Raw genomic sequence first — 16774 nt, forward strand, 5'->3', positions numbered from 1 at the left:
TTGAACTTATTGACAAACGGATAGACTATCCTATTTGTTTGCCCATTCGTTTACGGTCTACTTCTTTTAAATAAATCTTACGGATACGCATTGTTTTTGGCGTTACCTCCACATACTCATCTTTTTGTATGTATTCCAAGGCCTCTTCCAATGAGAACTTAATAGCAGGTACAATTTTTGCTTTGTCGTCTGCTCCAGAAGAACGAACATTGGATAATTTTTTGGTTTTGGTGATATTTACCGTCATATCATCACTACGTGAATTCTCTCCAACAACCTGTCCTTCGTATATTTCTTCGTTGGGGTCCACGAAAAACTTGCCCCTATCTTGTAATTTATCAATTGAATACGGAATTGCTTTTCCGTTTTCCATAGAAATTAACGATCCGTTATTTCTTCCCGGGATATCTCCTTTGTACGGTTGATATTCCAAGAAACGGTGGTTCATTATGGCTTCTCCCGCAGTAGCTGTTAACAACTGGTTACGCAACCCTATTATACCCCTTGACGGGATGTTAAAAGTAATGTTCATACGGTCTCCTTTAGGTTCCATACTCAACATTTCACCTTTACGAAGCGTTACCATTTCTACGGCTTTACCAGAAACATCTTCGGGCAAATCAATAGTAAGCTCTTCAATAGGCTCGCATTTTTTACCATCTATTTCTTTAATGATAACTTGTGGCTGCCCAATTTGAAGTTCGTAGCCTTCGCGGCGCATGGTTTCTATTAAAACGGATAAGTGCAATACCCCCCGACCGAAAACCATAAATTTATCGGCGCTGTCGGTTGCTTCTACACGCAATGCCAAATTTTTCTCCAATTCTTTCTCCAAACGCTCCTTAATATGCCTTGAAGTAACAAACTTACCGTCTTTACCAAAGAAAGGAGAATCGTTAATGGTAAAGAGCATGCTCATGGTAGGCTCATCGATAGCAATAGTTGGAAGCCCTTCGGGGTTTTCAAAGTCGGCAATGGTATCTCCAATTTCAAAACCTTCCAGTCCGGCAATGGCACAAATGTCGCCAGCTACCACTTCATCAACTTTTTTGCGGCCAAGACCATCAAAAACATGTAGTTCTTTAATTCTTGATTTCGTTATGCTACCGTCTCTTTTAACCAAAGAAACATTCATTCCAGCTTTTAGAATTCCACGTTGTAGACGTCCAATGGCAATCCTTCCGGTAAAGGAAGAAAAGTCTAAAGAGGTTATCAACATTTGTGTAGAACCTTCTTCTACTTTTGGCGAAGGAATGTGCTCCACTACCATATCCAGCAGTGGCTCTATATTTTCTGTTGGGTTTTGCCAATCATCAGACATCCAATTGTTTTTGGCAGAACCGTATACTGTTGGAAAATCCAACTGCCATTCTTCTGCGCCAAGTTCAAACATCAAATCAAAAACGGCTTCATGCACCTCATCGGGCGTACAGTTTTCTTTATCTACTTTGTTTACGACCACAATAGGCTTCAACTTCATAGAAATGGCCTTTTGCAACACAAAACGGGTTTGCGGCATAGGGCCTTCAAAGGCATCTACCAATAGCAACACACCGTCTGCCATATTTAAAACACGCTCTACTTCACCACCAAAATCGGCGTGCCCGGGGGTGTCGATAATGTTAATTTTCGTGTCCTTGTACATTACCGATACGTTTTTGGAAAGAATTGTAATTCCACGTTCCCTTTCAAGGTCGTTGTTATCAAGGATTAGCTCCCCTGTTTCTTGGTTATCCCTGAAAAGTTCGCAATGATGTAAAATCTTATCCACCAAGGTTGTTTTTCCATGGTCAACGTGTGCGATAATTGCAATATTTTTAATGGCTGTCATATAAACCCTTTATTTTAAGGGCGCAAAGGTAGTGTTTATTTAAATGTATTGAATATAAAAAATAAAAATATTTTTGTTTTTTACAATTATTTAATACGCTACAAATCAATTATTTATAAATCAATGCATTTCCAAAACCCTTCTCTGGTTGCTCCAAATCTACCAGAAAGCCATTAATTACCAAATACTGAAGTTTTCCATCTTTTTGAAGGAAAAATGTAGGATTTGCTCCTACATGCAAGCTAAACTGAATAGGTTTTTCTTCGGCCAAAATATGTACAGGCACCGATGATGCATTCATATCGGCAGGGATATTTTTTATTACCACGTAAGCATAACCGTCTTTTAAAAGCCATTTAACACCATTTTCCATGAGTTCCCCAACCGAGTGCATTGCTTTTGGGTATATTTTTGCGGGAACAACATGGTATGCAGAAGCATCCAATTCGCGGTACCCATAATAGGTAGAAAGATCGCCCATATCTGCAATGCCTCCCCTGTCGAAATATCCATTCGGGTTATGTGCGGACACTTCGTGAGTGTTTATACCTAAATCTACAGTATATATTTTTTCCAGCAATTCGTATTGAACTCCGGTTAACTTTAAGTCGAAAAGTTTACGGTCGTTTTCGGGAATTTTAAAATACACTTCCTGCGGGACTTTTTCATATTCCTTATTGGCAATGGCATAGATAGCAGAAAGTATGGTTACGAAATTAAGTTTTCTAATTTCTTGCTTTTCCGGGTCGTTAGGGTAACCGCCGGATTCTATCAATACGGTGCTTGTTCCCCATTTTTGAATATTATCCCCAAAGGCCCTTGGCTCAAAATCGTCGTTGTACCTTCCTACTTGTCCAGGCGCGTATTGTTGGAGGATATTGTTCATGTAGCCAATAAGTTTTATGGCCCTTTTGCGCACATCGTTTATATCTTTCTCATAATTAAAAGCAGGTGCCAAATACGAAATGGTAGCAGGCTTTGGAGTTCTATTGGCATTGTAATAGGTGCTCTGGTCATGAAGATTGAAACCAAAGTCGGCTTCCAGACTATCACGGACCCTTTTTAGGGTTTTCCCTTCCGGGGATTGCAAGCGGAGCGCATCGCGGTTAACATCTATTCCCAAGGCATTTCTACGTGTAAAAAGTTCGGCGCCGTCTGGGTTCAGCATTGGTAAAAAATGGATGCGAAGGTTTGACAGCATTTCTTTCTTTTCGTCTTTAAAATCATCTGACTGGAAGAAATTTATAATATCAAAAATAGCCATGGTTGCCGTAGATTCATCGCCATGCATTTGCGACCACAAGAACACGTCTGTACTTCCCTGGCCGAAACTAATTAAATTAAGGCTTTTCCCCTTTATGGAAGTCCCTACCCGGTTTACTTCAAAAAATGGCTTGTTTTTTAAAGCAGTAATTAATGGTATAATTTGGTCATGGGTAAACCTACGTGTTTTAATGCTTTCTTCTTTATATGAATTATACGTATCATACAATTTATTGTAAAAGTCCTGAGCCTGAAGCACCTGAAAAGTCCCTATGCAAATACATAGCAACAACAGGTTTCGTACATGGTTTTTCATGAATTTTATGTTTTAATTATTAGTTGGCAATGGTTTTAAGTCTAATTTACGAACCCCGTACCTAATTTTCTCCATGAATTCTTCCCCCGGATCTGTTTTTTCGGTTCGGTAATTCGCATCGGTTTCACGCCATAGGTCTGTATTTTCAAACAAAGTATATTCATAATGACCAATTACATAGTCTATGGCATATTTCTTTTTTAAATATTTTATCAGGCGGATGTTGGATTTTAGTTGTTCATCGGTTAGGGGTGTACTTTTAGTACCTCCCACATTTTCAATCCCAATTGCACAGTAATTCAGGCCAATTACATGTCTTGCCATAAGTGTTTCGGGCATAAGTTGATAAATGGTTCCATCCCTATCTATTAAAAATTGAGAAGATACATTAAGCGTGCCCGCACCCGAAATACCCTTTCTGTTGGGCGGTAAAGTAGGCTCGTAAAAGGCATCAAAAGATTTTTGAAAAGTAGGTATCGCGGTCCAATGTACAACGACCATACGGGGAACTATTGTTGGCGTATCCTGAACCATGTTGTACCGCTCTTTTAAATATTGTAAACTGAGTTCGTTTCTCTGCTCATTAAAGATAATTTTTTCATGGACCATTGCAGGCTTGCAAGAAGTTACAAACGTCACCGTACATAATAAACTTCCTAAAACAATTAAATAGTTGGGTAATTTTCTCAGCATATATAAATGTATTAATATGATTAATCTTATCATAAATATTTCAACTGAAATACATTATAACCCTGCAAATATCGAAAAATATTTGATATTTATAGGGTATAAACTATGTTTTTTGTATATATACATTGTTTTAATAAAATACATCTTGTTTCTACACTAAAAAAAAGATTTAATGCTAAAACATTCAAAAGAAAACATGTATTGAAATAAAAGAAAAACCTCCCGATTATAGAAATTTTTGATTAAACCCACAATAATTAATCCTAAAGCCGCATATATTTTAAAATATGTGGCTTTTTCTTTAGTAAACTAACGGGGAAAACCGCTATTATCGATTAAAAAATACCCCAACAAAGTACAAAACTTTATTGGGGTTTTATTATTTTGGTCTTTTCTAGCTTTTAACTAACATGCAGCCCGCACTCCCGGTTATCCAATACTTTTGTGGGATCAAAGTATTTAAATTCGTTTTCAAGGTTATGTTCTTCCAGATAGACATCAAGTTCTTCATCGGTCCAATAGAAAAAGGGGCTCACTTTTAACACGCCATTGTCGTCTTGCGTTACAATATCCAATGTATCCCTAAATGCAGTTTGGCCTTTGCGTAAATTGGTAAACCAAACATCGGGTTTGTTTTCTTCCATGGCACGCCTAAAAGGTTCCAGTTTTACCTGCTCGGTAAATATTTTATGCTGTGGACTATCTATATGCGGAATGCCCATAACGGCATCGCGGTACGCTGATGTTTGCTGGGGAACGTATAATTTTATTTGAAGTTGCAGTGCATCAATTATACGTTCTGCATGCAGATATGTTTTATTGGTATTATAACCGGTATCGCACCAAATTACAGGAATATCCTTTTTTATTGAAGTGGTAGCATGCAAAATAGAAGCCTCATACGGTCGAAAATTGGTAGTAACAACCGGCTTTTTTGCTTGCGTAATTGCCCAAGCTACTATTTCTTCGGGTGTTTTGTTGCTAAGTTCTTTATTTATTTCTTTTAAATTCATGACACTTAATATCTAATCCAGAAAGCAAAGATATTAATAGTCTAGTAATTAAGTAGGTTTTTAACAAAAAAATCACGCGAAGTTTTTAATTAAAAAAGTAAAACATTGATTATAATGAAGTTATGGTGGATTGTGTAAGATCGGCCAAACTTTTATTTTCAAGTATTTTAAGTGTGCTGTCACGAACTTCTATCATAAGCTTGCTCAACGAACATGTTTCTTCATTTTTACAGTCGTCGCATTTTTCATAGAAATTTAAACTCACACAGGGAAGCATGGCTATTGGCCCTTCCAAAACTCTGATTAAAGAGGCAATCGTGATTTTCTCGGGTTCCCGGATTAGGTAATAGCCGCCTCCTTTTCCTTTTTTGGAACCCAGGAAGCCACTATTTTTTAGCTGAAGCAAAATAATTTCCAAAAATTTTTTGGATATATTTTCTTCTTCTGCTATTTCCGAAATCAATACTGGGGCCTTACTTTCCTTTCTAGCCATGTAAGTAAGTGCCTTTAAACCATATTTAGTTTTTTTTGAAAGCATAAGTGTTGTGTGTCAAAAATCGCGATGGTCCCTAATATACTATTTTTTTTGCAGAAATACTTCTGCCATCATGCAACGGGCACTTCCGCCGCCACAAGTTTCAATAGTATTTAGGTTAGACGACAGTATCTTGGCATATTTGTTAATAGCTGCTTTTTGTGCCTGTGTTAGGCTATCGTGTGCCGATTGGCTCATTACCAAGTATTTTTTTCCTTTTGCTGAGCGAACTTGCAGCATATTCCCGGCAAAATCGGCAACTTGGGCCTCGGTAATGTTTATAATTTCTTTTCCGTCGTTTTTTAAATGGGCAATAACATTTTTACGTTCTTTTTTATCATCTATGCTATCCAAGCAGATTACTGCAAAATTATCTCCAACACACATCATAACATTGGTATGGTATATTGCCTTTCGAGCCCCGTCTACTGTTTGATTGGCGGTAAAAATTACCGGGAAATATTCAAAATCTTCACAAAACTCAATAAATAAATCTTCATCTGCCCTGGGCGACAAGGCACAATACGCCTTTCGGTTTACCCTATCAAGAATAATACTCCCGGTACCTTCCAAATATACCCCTTCATCTTCAGCAGTTGTATAATCCATTATATTACCTATATAGAAACCGTGGTTTTCTAGTTTCTCCAACACTTCTTCCCTTCGTTCCATCCTCCTATTTTCGGCAAACATAGGATATAAAGCCACCGTTCCGTCTTCATGTGTGGAAATCCAGTTGTTGGGAAATATAGAATCGGGCGTGTCGGGCTCCTGTGTATCGTCAATGGTAATAACGTTAACACCTACTTCCCTCAAGGTTTTAACCAGCCCGTCAAACTCTTGTTGTGCCTTTTTATTAACCGAAGCGTTTAAAAGGTCTATATCTTCCTGAAAATAATTGTTTACGGCAGTTTGTTCGTTCATTCTAAACCTTACTGGCCGTACCATAAAAATCGTATCGGTGATTTGTTGCATAGCTACATCCAATTTTACCGCGCAAAGCTACAAATATAGATAGAAGTTATCTAATATAAAATACGTGTTAATTCCGTATCAATGGCATTGTAGAACAACGTAAAAGTCCTTCTTGCTTTGCAATTTCTGCATAAGGTATTTCTTCTACCGTAAAGTCCTGCTCTTGTAGCCATTTGTTGAGCCTTGTAAAGTTTTTTTCTGAAACTACAATGTTCGAGTCTATGGAAAATACATTGCTAAACATATGATACATTTCGTCCTTGCTGATATGAAACAGGTTTTCGTGGCCAAACAAACGTACCAAATATTCATAATCGGTCAAGTCCCTGAAGCCTTCCTTATGTATAATCCCTTTGTTTTTTCCTACCGGCTGAAAACAACAGTCTAAATGAAGGGCATTGTCCCTAGCTATTGTATTGGACTTGTTCAGGTCGAATTCTTTTACCGTTTTACCGGGAAACATATCTTTTATAAATTGCACCCCGTGCATATTGGTCCTGGCCGTAATGTAGTTGGGGTAATCTTTGCCCTTGTATGTGCCTATAAAAATATAATCGTTCCATAACATTACATCGCCACCTTCTATATGGACTTCTTCTGGGGGCGTAATTACTTTTGACGGGTTCATTTGGTCTATTACGTACTGAATGGCATCGAGTTCTTTTTCCCGGTCCGGTAAAATATTTGATTTTATAAAATAATCGTCAATTACAAACGCAATGTCCCTTGAAAATATTTGATTGCAGTTTTCTATTAGTTCAGGCCGGAACACTTCAACATTATATTTTTTTAAAACAGCCGAAAATGCTTCCATTTCTGGCACCATGTCCTCTTCTTTGGGGTACGTCCCAGCCTTTATGTGTTGCAACGATTTTGGATCGTAAGCTTCTTCAATGGATGGAACAGGGCCATTACTTTTTGCTGTTCCCAAAACAACGGCCTGTAGCCTTGATGTTTCATTTTTAATATGCAATGTTAACATAAAAATTTAATTTTTTTGCAATCTCTTATACCCATTATATGCAAAATCGGGCACTAAAAACCAACACAAAAACAAATCCGTATTGTTGGCCAAAAATATCATTAATAATTCAATTATAAAATCGAGTAAAAACATTCCTTTTATAAATAACAAAACGGGATATGTTTTGCAACATACCCCGTTTTGTTATCATTGAATATTCTTTATCGTTTACTAACTTCTACAAAAGGTCTTAAATTTTCTCCTACATATATTTGTCTAGGCCTTCCAATTGGTTCCTTTTTTAAGCGCATTTCTCTCCATTGTGCAATCCAGCCCGGTAATCTACCCAATGCAAACATTACGGTAAACATTTCAGTTGGGATTCCAAGCGCCCTATAAATAATACCCGAGTAGAAATCTACGTTTGGATATAGCTTTCTTTTTACAAAGTAATCGTCTTCCAGCGCTTGTTTTTCCAATCCTTTGGCTATTGACAATACAGGATCTTCGACCCCAAGGTCGCCAAGCACTTCATCTGCTGATTTTTTTATGATTTTGGCGCGTGGGTCAAAATTTTTATAAACCCTGTGCCCAAAGCCCATTAAACGAAAGGAATCGTTCTTATCCTTGGCCTTTTCCATATATTTTGCAGTATCCCCGCCATCTTCTTTAATACCTTCCAACATTTCAATAACAGCTTGGTTGGCGCCTCCGTGAAGCGGCCCCCATAATGCTGAAACTCCTGCCGAAAGGGATGCAAACAATCCGGCGTGCGAAGACCCCACAATTCTTACCGTAGAAGTAGAACAGTTTTGTTCATGATCGGCATGCAGAATCAACAATTTGTCCAATGCATCTACCACGACCGGGTTTAACTTGTATTCTTCATTAGGTTTTTTAAACATCATGTAAAGCATGTTCTCCACGTATCCCAATGATGCATTTCCGTAATCGTAAGGCTTGGAATTTCTTCTTCGAAGCGTCCAGGCTGCCAATACAGGGAATTTACCCATGATTTTCACGATGGCATTGTACATGTCTTCTTCAGAATTGATATCCACACAAGAAGGGTTAAAGGCCGTCAAGGCACTTGTTAACGATGAAAGAACTCCCATTGGGTGTGCCGTCCTGGGGAAACTGTCCACTATCTTCTTTACGTCTTCGTCTACTTCAGAATTTGCTTTAATATCACTATGGAACTTATCCAGTTGCTCTTTGTTTGGAAGCTCGCCAAAGATTAATAAATATGCTACTTCCAAGAAATTTGCCTTTTCTGCCAGGTCTTCAATAGCATACCCCCTGTACCTTAAAATCCCTTTTTCTCCATCTAGATATGTTATTGCACTTTCACAAGAACCTGTGTTTTTATAACCGGGGTCCAAAGTAATAACTCCGGCAGAAGCTCTTAGTGTTTTAATATCTATTCCTATTTCATTTTCAGTACCTTCAACAATTGGGAATTCTATTTTTTTACCTTTATACTCAAAAGTAGCCGTATCTGACATAATATATTATTAGTTTTTACAATTTTTTACAAGTGTTGCGAAAATACGAAATTAACTGTTAATTTAGGGTTAAGCCCGCTTCTTTTTCAAGGATATGGAAGTTAAAATAATACCAAAATTGCAATTTTGCTCAAATTGGTTTCTATTTGTTATATATAAGCTTGTCCATTTTTATGGCTGAAGGATTTTTTTGGGGTTTAAAGCTATTCTGAAACGGTATTGGCAACCTATATAGATCCTTGTAATATTCCCTAACCGATTTTTCCCAACTGAAGCGTTTGTTTTTTGCAACTTTACTAATATGTTTCCAAATTTCCTTGTCTTCAAAAAATAAGTCTACCGCATCTTCAAACACATTAATGAATTCCCTGTTTTTTTCTTCCAGCGTAATGCCTCCAAACGAAAATCCCGTTTTCATGTGCTCAACGGTATCTTTTAAACCTCCTGTGGCATGAACCAAACATGGTTGGCCGTTTCTCATGGCCAACATTTGACTTATTCCGCAGGGTTCGAACAAACTTGGCATCAAATACAAATCAGATTCGTAATAAAGGGAATCTATAATTTCTTCCGACTGCCCATTTATAAATATAAAATTTTCATTTTCATAGCTGATATTCCGGAGCAACTGCTCGTATTCCGGAGCACCGGTTCCCAGAACAATATAAACCCCGTTTCTTTTTTTAAGGACCTGTAGTATCTGTTCCAGTACCCTTGGATTGTTTTTATAAAAAAAGAATTTTTGTTCCGTGAGCCTAGCTACACTTACACACATAAAGTCGGGCTTTTGTTCCCTCAACATGGCTATTTTATCTCCGGTATGCGCTAAAAAATCTGCTTTATACTTTTTATTGGGCTCTTGCAGCCATTTAAATATATAGCGCAGACTATTTCTGTACAGTTCGTTTTTCCTGACCCTGTTAATGTTCCTGTAATTGCATCCGTTTAAAATTCCAAACAACCTACCCTGTTTGTCTGCCTCCTTCAAATCTTCTTCCAATCCTTCTCCTCCAATAAATACCGGCGGATTACTCGGTTTTTGAATATCTTCTTTATAAGAAGGCGATACGGTATGAACTGCATCGGCAAAGCGAATGCCCAATGCCATTAAATTGATGCAGTCGTGGTACCGGGGATCTTTTAAGCGACTTTCGTCATAATCAATATCCGGATAAAATGCCTTTAGGGAAGAATGATTTTTGTCAAAAGGACGTATTCCCTGAATGGCCAAATTATGAATGGAATACACGCACCTAATATTCTGCAACAATTTATATTCGGGATGAAATTCTTTTAAAAACAACAATAAACTAGTATGCCAATCGTGTAAGTGCATAATTTGCAGTCCGCCAAACACTCCTTGTTTTATTGCCTGCGCAACTGCCGTACAGAACAATGAAAACATACAAGCATCTGTATAAAAAGGTTGCTCCGGGTCATTAAAATAGATATGCGCAATATCTCCCGAAACAATTGCAGGATGATCTATTACATAATGTGCAATATTGGCCATCTCTTTTTTCCCCGGAACCTGATACAAAATTGCCTCTTGAACCATTCCGCGGTACTTAAACCTTAAATTGCATTTTTTAATTCCGCCTTGATGCAACCTACCATAGGAAGGCGTAACTATATGCACAGTATCGTTATTGGCGGCCAATTGCCTGGGAACGTCCCGGACAACATCGCCCATCCCCCCGGCTTTACAGTTGGGTATCGCATCGTTTTCGGCACAAACAAAAAGAAAATTAGACTTCACAAGGCAACTCGTTTTAGAAGGTTAATAATGAGTTATGGTCAATATTCAAGAAAAATTGAGACCACAGGCTTTAAACACCTTTAAATTAATCAATTATACCGAGATAAGGAAAATATACTTTATTAAATCAATGTTAATATCGCACTTGATTTCACGGCAATAAAAAAACCTCCCAAAAAATTGGGAGGTTTTGTGTTTTATTTAAAACGTTTCCTGTTACTTTATTTTAAACGCTTTTTCTTGCGGATAGAAGGCCACGGCACCCAATTCTTCCTCAATGCGGAGCAATTGGTTATATTTGGCCATACGATCGCTTCGGGAAGCAGATCCTGTTTTAATCTGCCCTGTGTTTAATGCTACGGCAAGATCGGCAATGGTATTGTCTTCGGTCTCTCCAGAACGGTGAGACATTACTGAAGTATACCCTGCATTTTTGGCCATATTTACCGCTGCAATGGTTTCGGTTAGCGTACCTATTTGGTTTACCTTAATCAAAATAGAATTTGCTATGCCATTATCGATTCCTTTAGACAAACGCTCTACATTGGTAACGAATAAATCGTCTCCAACCAATTGTACTTTGTCGCCTACTTTTTCCGTAAGCATTTTCCAGCCTTCCCAATCGTTTTCATCCATACCATCTTCAATAGAAATAATTGGATATTTTTGGCTTAGCCCGGCTAAATATTCTGCTTGCTCAGCAGAAGTTCTCACAGCGCCTTTATCGCCTTCAAACTTTGTATAATCGTATTTGCCATCTACATAAAACTCTGCTGAAGCACAGTCTAAAGCAATCATTACTTCATCGCCCATTTTATATCCGGCCTTTTCCACAGCTTTAGAAATGGTATCCAGTGCATCTTCGGTTCCATCAAGCGTGGGCGCAAAACCTCCTTCATCTCCTACAGCGGTACTTAAACCTCTGTCGTGCAATACTTTTTTAAGGTTATGAAAAATTTCGGTCCCCATTTGCATGGCGTGTGTAAAGTTTTTTGCTTTCACGGGCATTACCATAAATTCCTGAAAGGCAATAGGTGCATCAGAATGCGAACCCCCGTTAATAATGTTCATCATGGGGACCGGAAGCGTATTTGCACTTACGCCGCCTACATATCGGTATAATGGCATCCCGAGTTCGTTTGCTGCTGCTTTTGCTACGGCTAGTGAAACCCCTAAAATAGCATTTGCTCCCAATTTGGATTTATTTGGGGTTCCATCTAGATCGATCATGGTTTGATCGATCAAATTCTGTTCAAATACAGAAGCTCCTACAAGTTCTTCTGCTATAATTGTGTTTACGTTTTTTACGGCCTGTGCCACACCTTTCCCCATGTAATCTTTACCTCCATCGCGCAATTCTACTGCTTCGTGTTCTCCGGTAGATGCACCAGAAGGCACCGCAGCCCTGCCCAAGACTCCATTTTCTGTTACTACATCTACTTCTACGGTTGGATTTCCTCTTGAATCTAATATCTGGCGTGCATGAACACTTATTATTATACTCATACTGTTTCTAGTTTTTGTTGTTTAATGTTTTCTATAAATTGATCGAATAAATATGTGGCATCATTAGGTCCGGGACCAGCTTCTGGGTGATATTGAACCGAAAAACAATTCTTTTTAAGGTGTTTAATGCCCATTACTTCATTGTCGTTTAAATGAGTGTGGGTAATTTCAATATCAGGATTGGCTTCCGCTTCCTTTCTGTTGATGGCAAAACCATGATTTTGGGAGGTAATCTCTCCTTTTCCGGTGCTATGGTTAATAACCGGATGATTAATTCCACGGTGGCCGTTATACATTTTAAAGGTTGATATCCCCTGAGATAATGCAATTATCTGGTGGCCCAGGCAAATCCCGAACAAAGGAAGATCTTTATCTATAATGGTTTTTGCTATTTCTATAACCGAGGTTAAGGGTTCTGGATCTCCGGGTCCATTGGACAAAAAGTACCCATCCGGATTAAAGGCCTTCATCTCGTCAAAAGTGGCATTGTATGGAAAAACTTTAATATAACAATCGCGTTTTGCCAAGTTTCTAAGGATGTTTTTCTTGATACCCAAATCCATGGCTGCGATTTTATAGGTTGCATCTTCGTTACCGAAGAAGTAAGGTTCTTTAACAGATACTTTTGAAGCAAGCTCAAGTCCTTTCATGTTGGGAGTATTTGCCAACTGCGACTTCAAATCGTCTATTTTGTCTACTTCGGTAGAAATTACGGCATTCATTGCACCATGGTCCCTGATGTAACTTACCAGTGCCCTTGTATCTACATCGGAAATTGCAAGTAAATTGTTCTCTGCTAAAAAGTTCTCCAATGAATCGGATTTTCCGGTGCGGGATGGTACATAGCTAAAGTTTTTGCATATAAGCCCTGCAATTTTAACCGAATCTGATTCTTCTTCATCATTTTTTACACCGTAATTTCCAATATGTGCATTGGTGGTTACCATTAATTGCCCAAAATATGATGGATCGGTAAAAATTTCCTGATAGCCTGTCATTCCAGTATTAAAACAGACTTCGCCAAATGCGCTTCCTTCTTTATTGGCTACTGATTTTCCATAAAATATGGTTCCGTCGGCCAATAAAATCATTGCTTTTTTTCTTGTTTGATACTTCATTTGTGGATGTTACAAAAAGTTTTACAAAATAACATAAAAAAAAGGATAAACTAAAGCGTTTATCCTTTTTGATATGTTATGATAACATTAATCACTATTCTTGTGAAGTTTCTGGTTTTTCTTTATCAGAATCTTCATCTTTAGCAGGAGCTTCTTTAACCTGAGGGGCTTCAACAGTAGCTTCCTCGGCAGCTTTCTTGCTTCTACTTCTTCTGGTCGACTTTTTCTTTGCAGGTTTGTCGGCATTGTAAATTTCGTTGTAATCAACCAATTCTATCATTGCCATGTCTGCATTATCACCAAGCCTGTTGCCCAGTTTAATAATTCTAGTATACCCCCCGGGCCTGTCGCCTACTTTAGCGGCTACTTCCCTAAAAAGTTCGGTTACTGCATATTTGTCTCTAATCCTACTAAAAACGATACGCCTGTTGTGTGTTGTATCTTCTTTAGACTTGGTCACTAGCGGCTCAATAAACTGCTTTAAAGCTTTTGCTTTGGCCAATGTTGTATTGATGCGCTTATGCTCGATTAAAGAGCAGGCCATATTGGCAAGCATAGCCTTTCTGTGGGCTGCCTTTCTGCCTAAATGGTTAAATTTTTTTCCGTGTCTCATGACGTTTCTTTTAAACCTTCATCTTGCTCAACCTACGTTAAGGGAGCAAATTATGATGTTTGTTATTTACTGTTACTAATCTTTATCTAATTTATATTTTGATAGGTCCATCCCAAAGCTAAGCCCCTTATTGTTTACCAGTTCTTCTAGCTCGGTTAGTGACTTTTTACCAAAGTTTCTGAATTTCATTAAATCGTTCTTGTTAAAAGATACCAAGTCTCCAAGTGTATCTACTTCGGCCGCTTTTAAACAGTTTAGCGCACGTACTGAAAGATCCATGTCCACTAGCTTTGTTTTAAGCAGTTGGCGCATATGAAGTGATTCTTCATCATAGGTCTCTGTTTGTGCAATTTCATCAGCTTCAAGTGTTATACGCTCATCAGAGAATAACATGAAGTGGTGAATAAGTATTTTTGCGGCTTCGGTTAAAGCATCTTTTGGGTGAATTGAACCGTCTGAAATAATTTCGAACACCAATTTCTCGTAATCGGTTTTTTGTTCCACACGATAATTCTCAATGCTATATTTAACATTTTTGATAGGAGTATATATAGCGTCCGTGAAGATGGTTCCAAGAGGCGCATTGGCTTTCTTGTTCTCTTCGGCAGGCACGTACCCTCTACCCTTTTCAATCGTGATTTCCATATTTATGGTTACCTTAGGGTCTAAATTACAGATAACAAGATCTGGGTTTAACACCTGAAAACCAGAAATAAATTTTTGGAAATCTCCAGCAGTGATCTGTTCTTTACCTGAGATTGAAATAGAAACGGTCTCGTTATCGATGTCATCTATTTGTCTTTTAAAACGAACTTGTTTTAAATTTAAAATGATTTCCGTAACGTCTTCAACTACACCGTCTATGGTAGAAAATTCATGTTCTACTTTATCTATTCTGGTTGATGTAATTGCAAAACCTTCTAATGAAGATAAAAGAACTCTTCGTAATGCGTTACCAACGGTCAATCCGTATCCTGGTTCCAAAGGTCTGAATTCAAACTTACCTTCGAAATCGGTAGAATCGATCATTATAACTTTATCGGGCTTCTGAAAATTTAGTATTGCCATAGTACGACTGCTGTCTAATTATTATTTAGAGTATAACTCGACGATTAATTGCTCTTTAATGTTTTCTGGAATTTGTAAACGCTCGGGAACAGTAACAAAAGTTCCTTCTTTTTTCTCGTTGTTCCAAGTAATCCATTCGTAAACACTACTGTTGTTTGAAAGCGAATTGTTAATAGCTTCCAATGATTTTGATTTTTCCCTTACCCCAACTACATCGCCTGGCTTTAATTGGTAAGATGGAATGTTCACGATTTCTCCGTTCACGATAATATGACGGTGCGAAACCAATTGTCTGGCCCCTCTTCTTGAAGGAGATATGCCCATTCTGTAAACTACGTTGTCCAAACGGGACTCGCAAAGCTGTAAAAGTACTTCACCGGTAACACCTTTGCTACGGTTTGCTTTTTCGAATAGGTTTCTAAACTGTCTTTCTAATATACCGTAAGAGTACTTTGCTTTTTGCTTCTCCATTAACTGGACAGCATATTCTGATTTTTTACCTCTTCTACGGTTGTTACCGTGTTGTCCTGGAGGATAATTTCTTTTTTCGAAAGATTTATCGTCTCCAAATATTGCTTCCCCGAATTTACGGGCTATTTTGGTCTTAGGACCTCTGTATCTTGCCATGTTTTTTTAAAATTGTGAAGGTGATTATGAATTAAGGCTATCCTTCGATAATCGTAAAAACCTCCTTTTAAACATAAATTAATTAAACTCTTCTTCTTTTAGGTGGACGACATCCATTGTGGGGTAGCGGGGTAACATCAATAATTTCTGTTACTTCAATACCTGCATTATGAATGGAACGGATTGCTGATTCTCTACCAGAACCTGGACCTTTAACGTACACTTTAACTTTTCTAAGACCTGCCTCCTGAGCTACTTTTGCAGCATCTTCTGCAGCAATCTGCGCAGCATAAGGAGTGTTTTTCTTAGAGCCTCTGAATCCCATTTTTCCTGCTGATGACCATGCAACTACATCTCCTTTTTTGTTTGTAAGTGAAATGATTACGTTGTTGAATGATGCAGCTATATGAGCTTCACCTACAGACTCTACTACAACTTTGCGTTTCTTAGCAGTTTTTGTATTTGACTTTGCCATAATTAAGCTACGAATTATTTAGTTGCCTTTTTCTTGTTAGCAACAGTTTTTCTTTTACCTTTTCTTGTTCTAGAGTTGTTCTTAGTACGCTGACCCCTTAAAGGAAGTCCAGCTCTATGACGAATACCTCTTTGACAACCGATGTCCATTAAACGCTTAATGTTTAACTGAACCTCTGAGCGGAGCTCTCCTTCGATCTTGAATGAAGAAATTGCCTCTCTGATTGCAGCGATATCTTCATCTGCCCAATCGTTAACTTTTTTGTCTTCGCTAACCTGAGCTTTTTCTAAGATCTCTTTAGCTCTACTTTTTCCTATACCAAAGATGTAAGTTAAACCTATAACTCCTCTTTTGTGCTTTGGTAAATCTACTCCTGCGATTCTAGCCATAACTTATCCTTGTCTTTGTTTAAATCTAGGATTCTTTTTATTAATTACATACAATCTCCCTTTTCTACGCACAATTTTGCACTCGGGACTTCTTTTCTTTAGTGATGCTCTTACTTTCATCTCT

The 16774-nt window shown here is 38.0% G+C and carries 17 protein-coding genes; all 17 read right to left on the minus strand.

Annotation, left to right across the window (positions count from 1 at the left end; translation table 11 throughout):
- Positions 1-25 precede the first annotated feature (25 nt).
- Positions 26-1831: a translational GTPase TypA gene (typA, locus tag UXI14_RS02630; protein ID WP_277898155.1), complete on the minus strand. Its 1806-nt coding sequence runs from the start codon at positions 1829-1831 to the stop codon at positions 26-28.
- A gap of 109 nt (positions 1832-1940) precedes the next feature.
- On the minus strand, positions 1941-3410 hold the full coding sequence (locus tag UXI14_RS02635; RefSeq protein WP_335964695.1) for a M14 metallopeptidase family protein: 1470 nt from the start codon (positions 3408-3410) through the stop codon (positions 1941-1943).
- Positions 3411-3422: 12 nt separating this feature from the next.
- Entirely contained in the window at positions 3423-4019 is a 597-nt protein-coding gene (locus UXI14_RS02640; protein WP_335964728.1) for a peptidoglycan recognition family protein, read from the minus strand.
- Between the two features lie 485 nt (positions 4020-4504).
- Positions 4505-5116, minus strand: a complete 612-nt coding sequence (locus UXI14_RS02645) for a phosphoadenosine phosphosulfate reductase family protein (protein WP_335964696.1) — start codon at positions 5114-5116, stop codon at positions 4505-4507.
- A gap of 109 nt (positions 5117-5225) precedes the next feature.
- A complete protein-coding gene (locus UXI14_RS02650; protein ID WP_277898151.1) occupies positions 5226-5654 on the minus strand; it encodes an Rrf2 family transcriptional regulator in 429 nt (142 codons plus the stop codon).
- A 39-nt stretch (positions 5655-5693) separates the two neighbouring features.
- A complete protein-coding gene (locus UXI14_RS02655) occupies positions 5694-6626 on the minus strand; it encodes an arginine deiminase-related protein (RefSeq protein WP_335964697.1) in 933 nt (310 codons plus the stop codon).
- A gap of 67 nt (positions 6627-6693) precedes the next feature.
- On the minus strand, positions 6694-7608 hold the full coding sequence (locus UXI14_RS02660; RefSeq protein ID WP_335964699.1) for an arginine deiminase-related protein: 915 nt from the start codon (positions 7606-7608) through the stop codon (positions 6694-6696).
- Positions 7609-7811: 203 nt separating this feature from the next.
- Positions 7812-9095 carry a citrate synthase gene (locus UXI14_RS02665; RefSeq protein WP_335964700.1) on the minus strand — a complete coding sequence of 428 codons (1284 nt, stop codon included), beginning with the start codon at positions 9093-9095 and terminating at the stop codon, positions 7812-7814.
- A gap of 142 nt (positions 9096-9237) precedes the next feature.
- Entirely contained in the window at positions 9238-10854 is a 1617-nt protein-coding gene (locus tag UXI14_RS02670) for a glycogen/starch synthase (protein ID WP_335964701.1), read from the minus strand.
- Positions 10855-11070: 216 nt separating this feature from the next.
- Positions 11071-12360, minus strand: a complete 1290-nt coding sequence (gene eno, locus UXI14_RS02675; RefSeq protein WP_277898146.1) for a phosphopyruvate hydratase — start codon at positions 12358-12360, stop codon at positions 11071-11073.
- Positions 12357-13478 (minus strand): glutamine-hydrolyzing carbamoyl-phosphate synthase small subunit, encoded by a 1122-nt coding sequence (carA, locus tag UXI14_RS02680; protein ID WP_335964702.1) that lies wholly within the window; start codon positions 13476-13478, stop codon positions 12357-12359. Before carA ends, eno begins: the two co-directional genes overlap by 4 nt.
- 94 nt (positions 13479-13572) lie before the next feature.
- A complete protein-coding gene (rplQ, locus tag UXI14_RS02685) occupies positions 13573-14091 on the minus strand; it encodes a 50S ribosomal protein L17 (protein WP_335964703.1) in 519 nt (172 codons plus the stop codon).
- Between the two features lie 75 nt (positions 14092-14166).
- Positions 14167-15159 (minus strand): DNA-directed RNA polymerase subunit alpha, encoded by a 993-nt coding sequence (locus UXI14_RS02690; RefSeq protein ID WP_277898143.1) that lies wholly within the window; start codon positions 15157-15159, stop codon positions 14167-14169.
- Positions 15160-15180: 21 nt separating this feature from the next.
- Positions 15181-15786 carry a 30S ribosomal protein S4 gene (gene rpsD, locus UXI14_RS02695; RefSeq protein WP_277898142.1) on the minus strand — a complete coding sequence of 202 codons (606 nt, stop codon included), beginning with the start codon at positions 15784-15786 and terminating at the stop codon, positions 15181-15183.
- Between the two features lie 82 nt (positions 15787-15868).
- On the minus strand, positions 15869-16261 hold the full coding sequence (gene rpsK / locus UXI14_RS02700; RefSeq protein ID WP_178949687.1) for a 30S ribosomal protein S11: 393 nt from the start codon (positions 16259-16261) through the stop codon (positions 15869-15871).
- Positions 16262-16275: 14 nt separating this feature from the next.
- A complete protein-coding gene (rpsM, locus tag UXI14_RS02705) occupies positions 16276-16650 on the minus strand; it encodes a 30S ribosomal protein S13 (RefSeq protein ID WP_277898141.1) in 375 nt (124 codons plus the stop codon).
- Between the two features lie 3 nt (positions 16651-16653).
- The gene (gene ykgO, locus UXI14_RS02710; RefSeq protein WP_074978891.1) at positions 16654-16770 is read right to left on the minus strand and encodes a type B 50S ribosomal protein L36; all 117 of its coding nucleotides are present in this window, start codon (positions 16768-16770) and stop codon (positions 16654-16656) included.
- Positions 16771-16774: the final 4 nt, after the last annotated feature.

This window comes from Galbibacter sp. PAP.153 (assembly GCF_037029175.1).
GTDB lineage: Bacteria > Bacteroidota > Bacteroidia > Flavobacteriales > Flavobacteriaceae > Galbibacter > Galbibacter pacificus.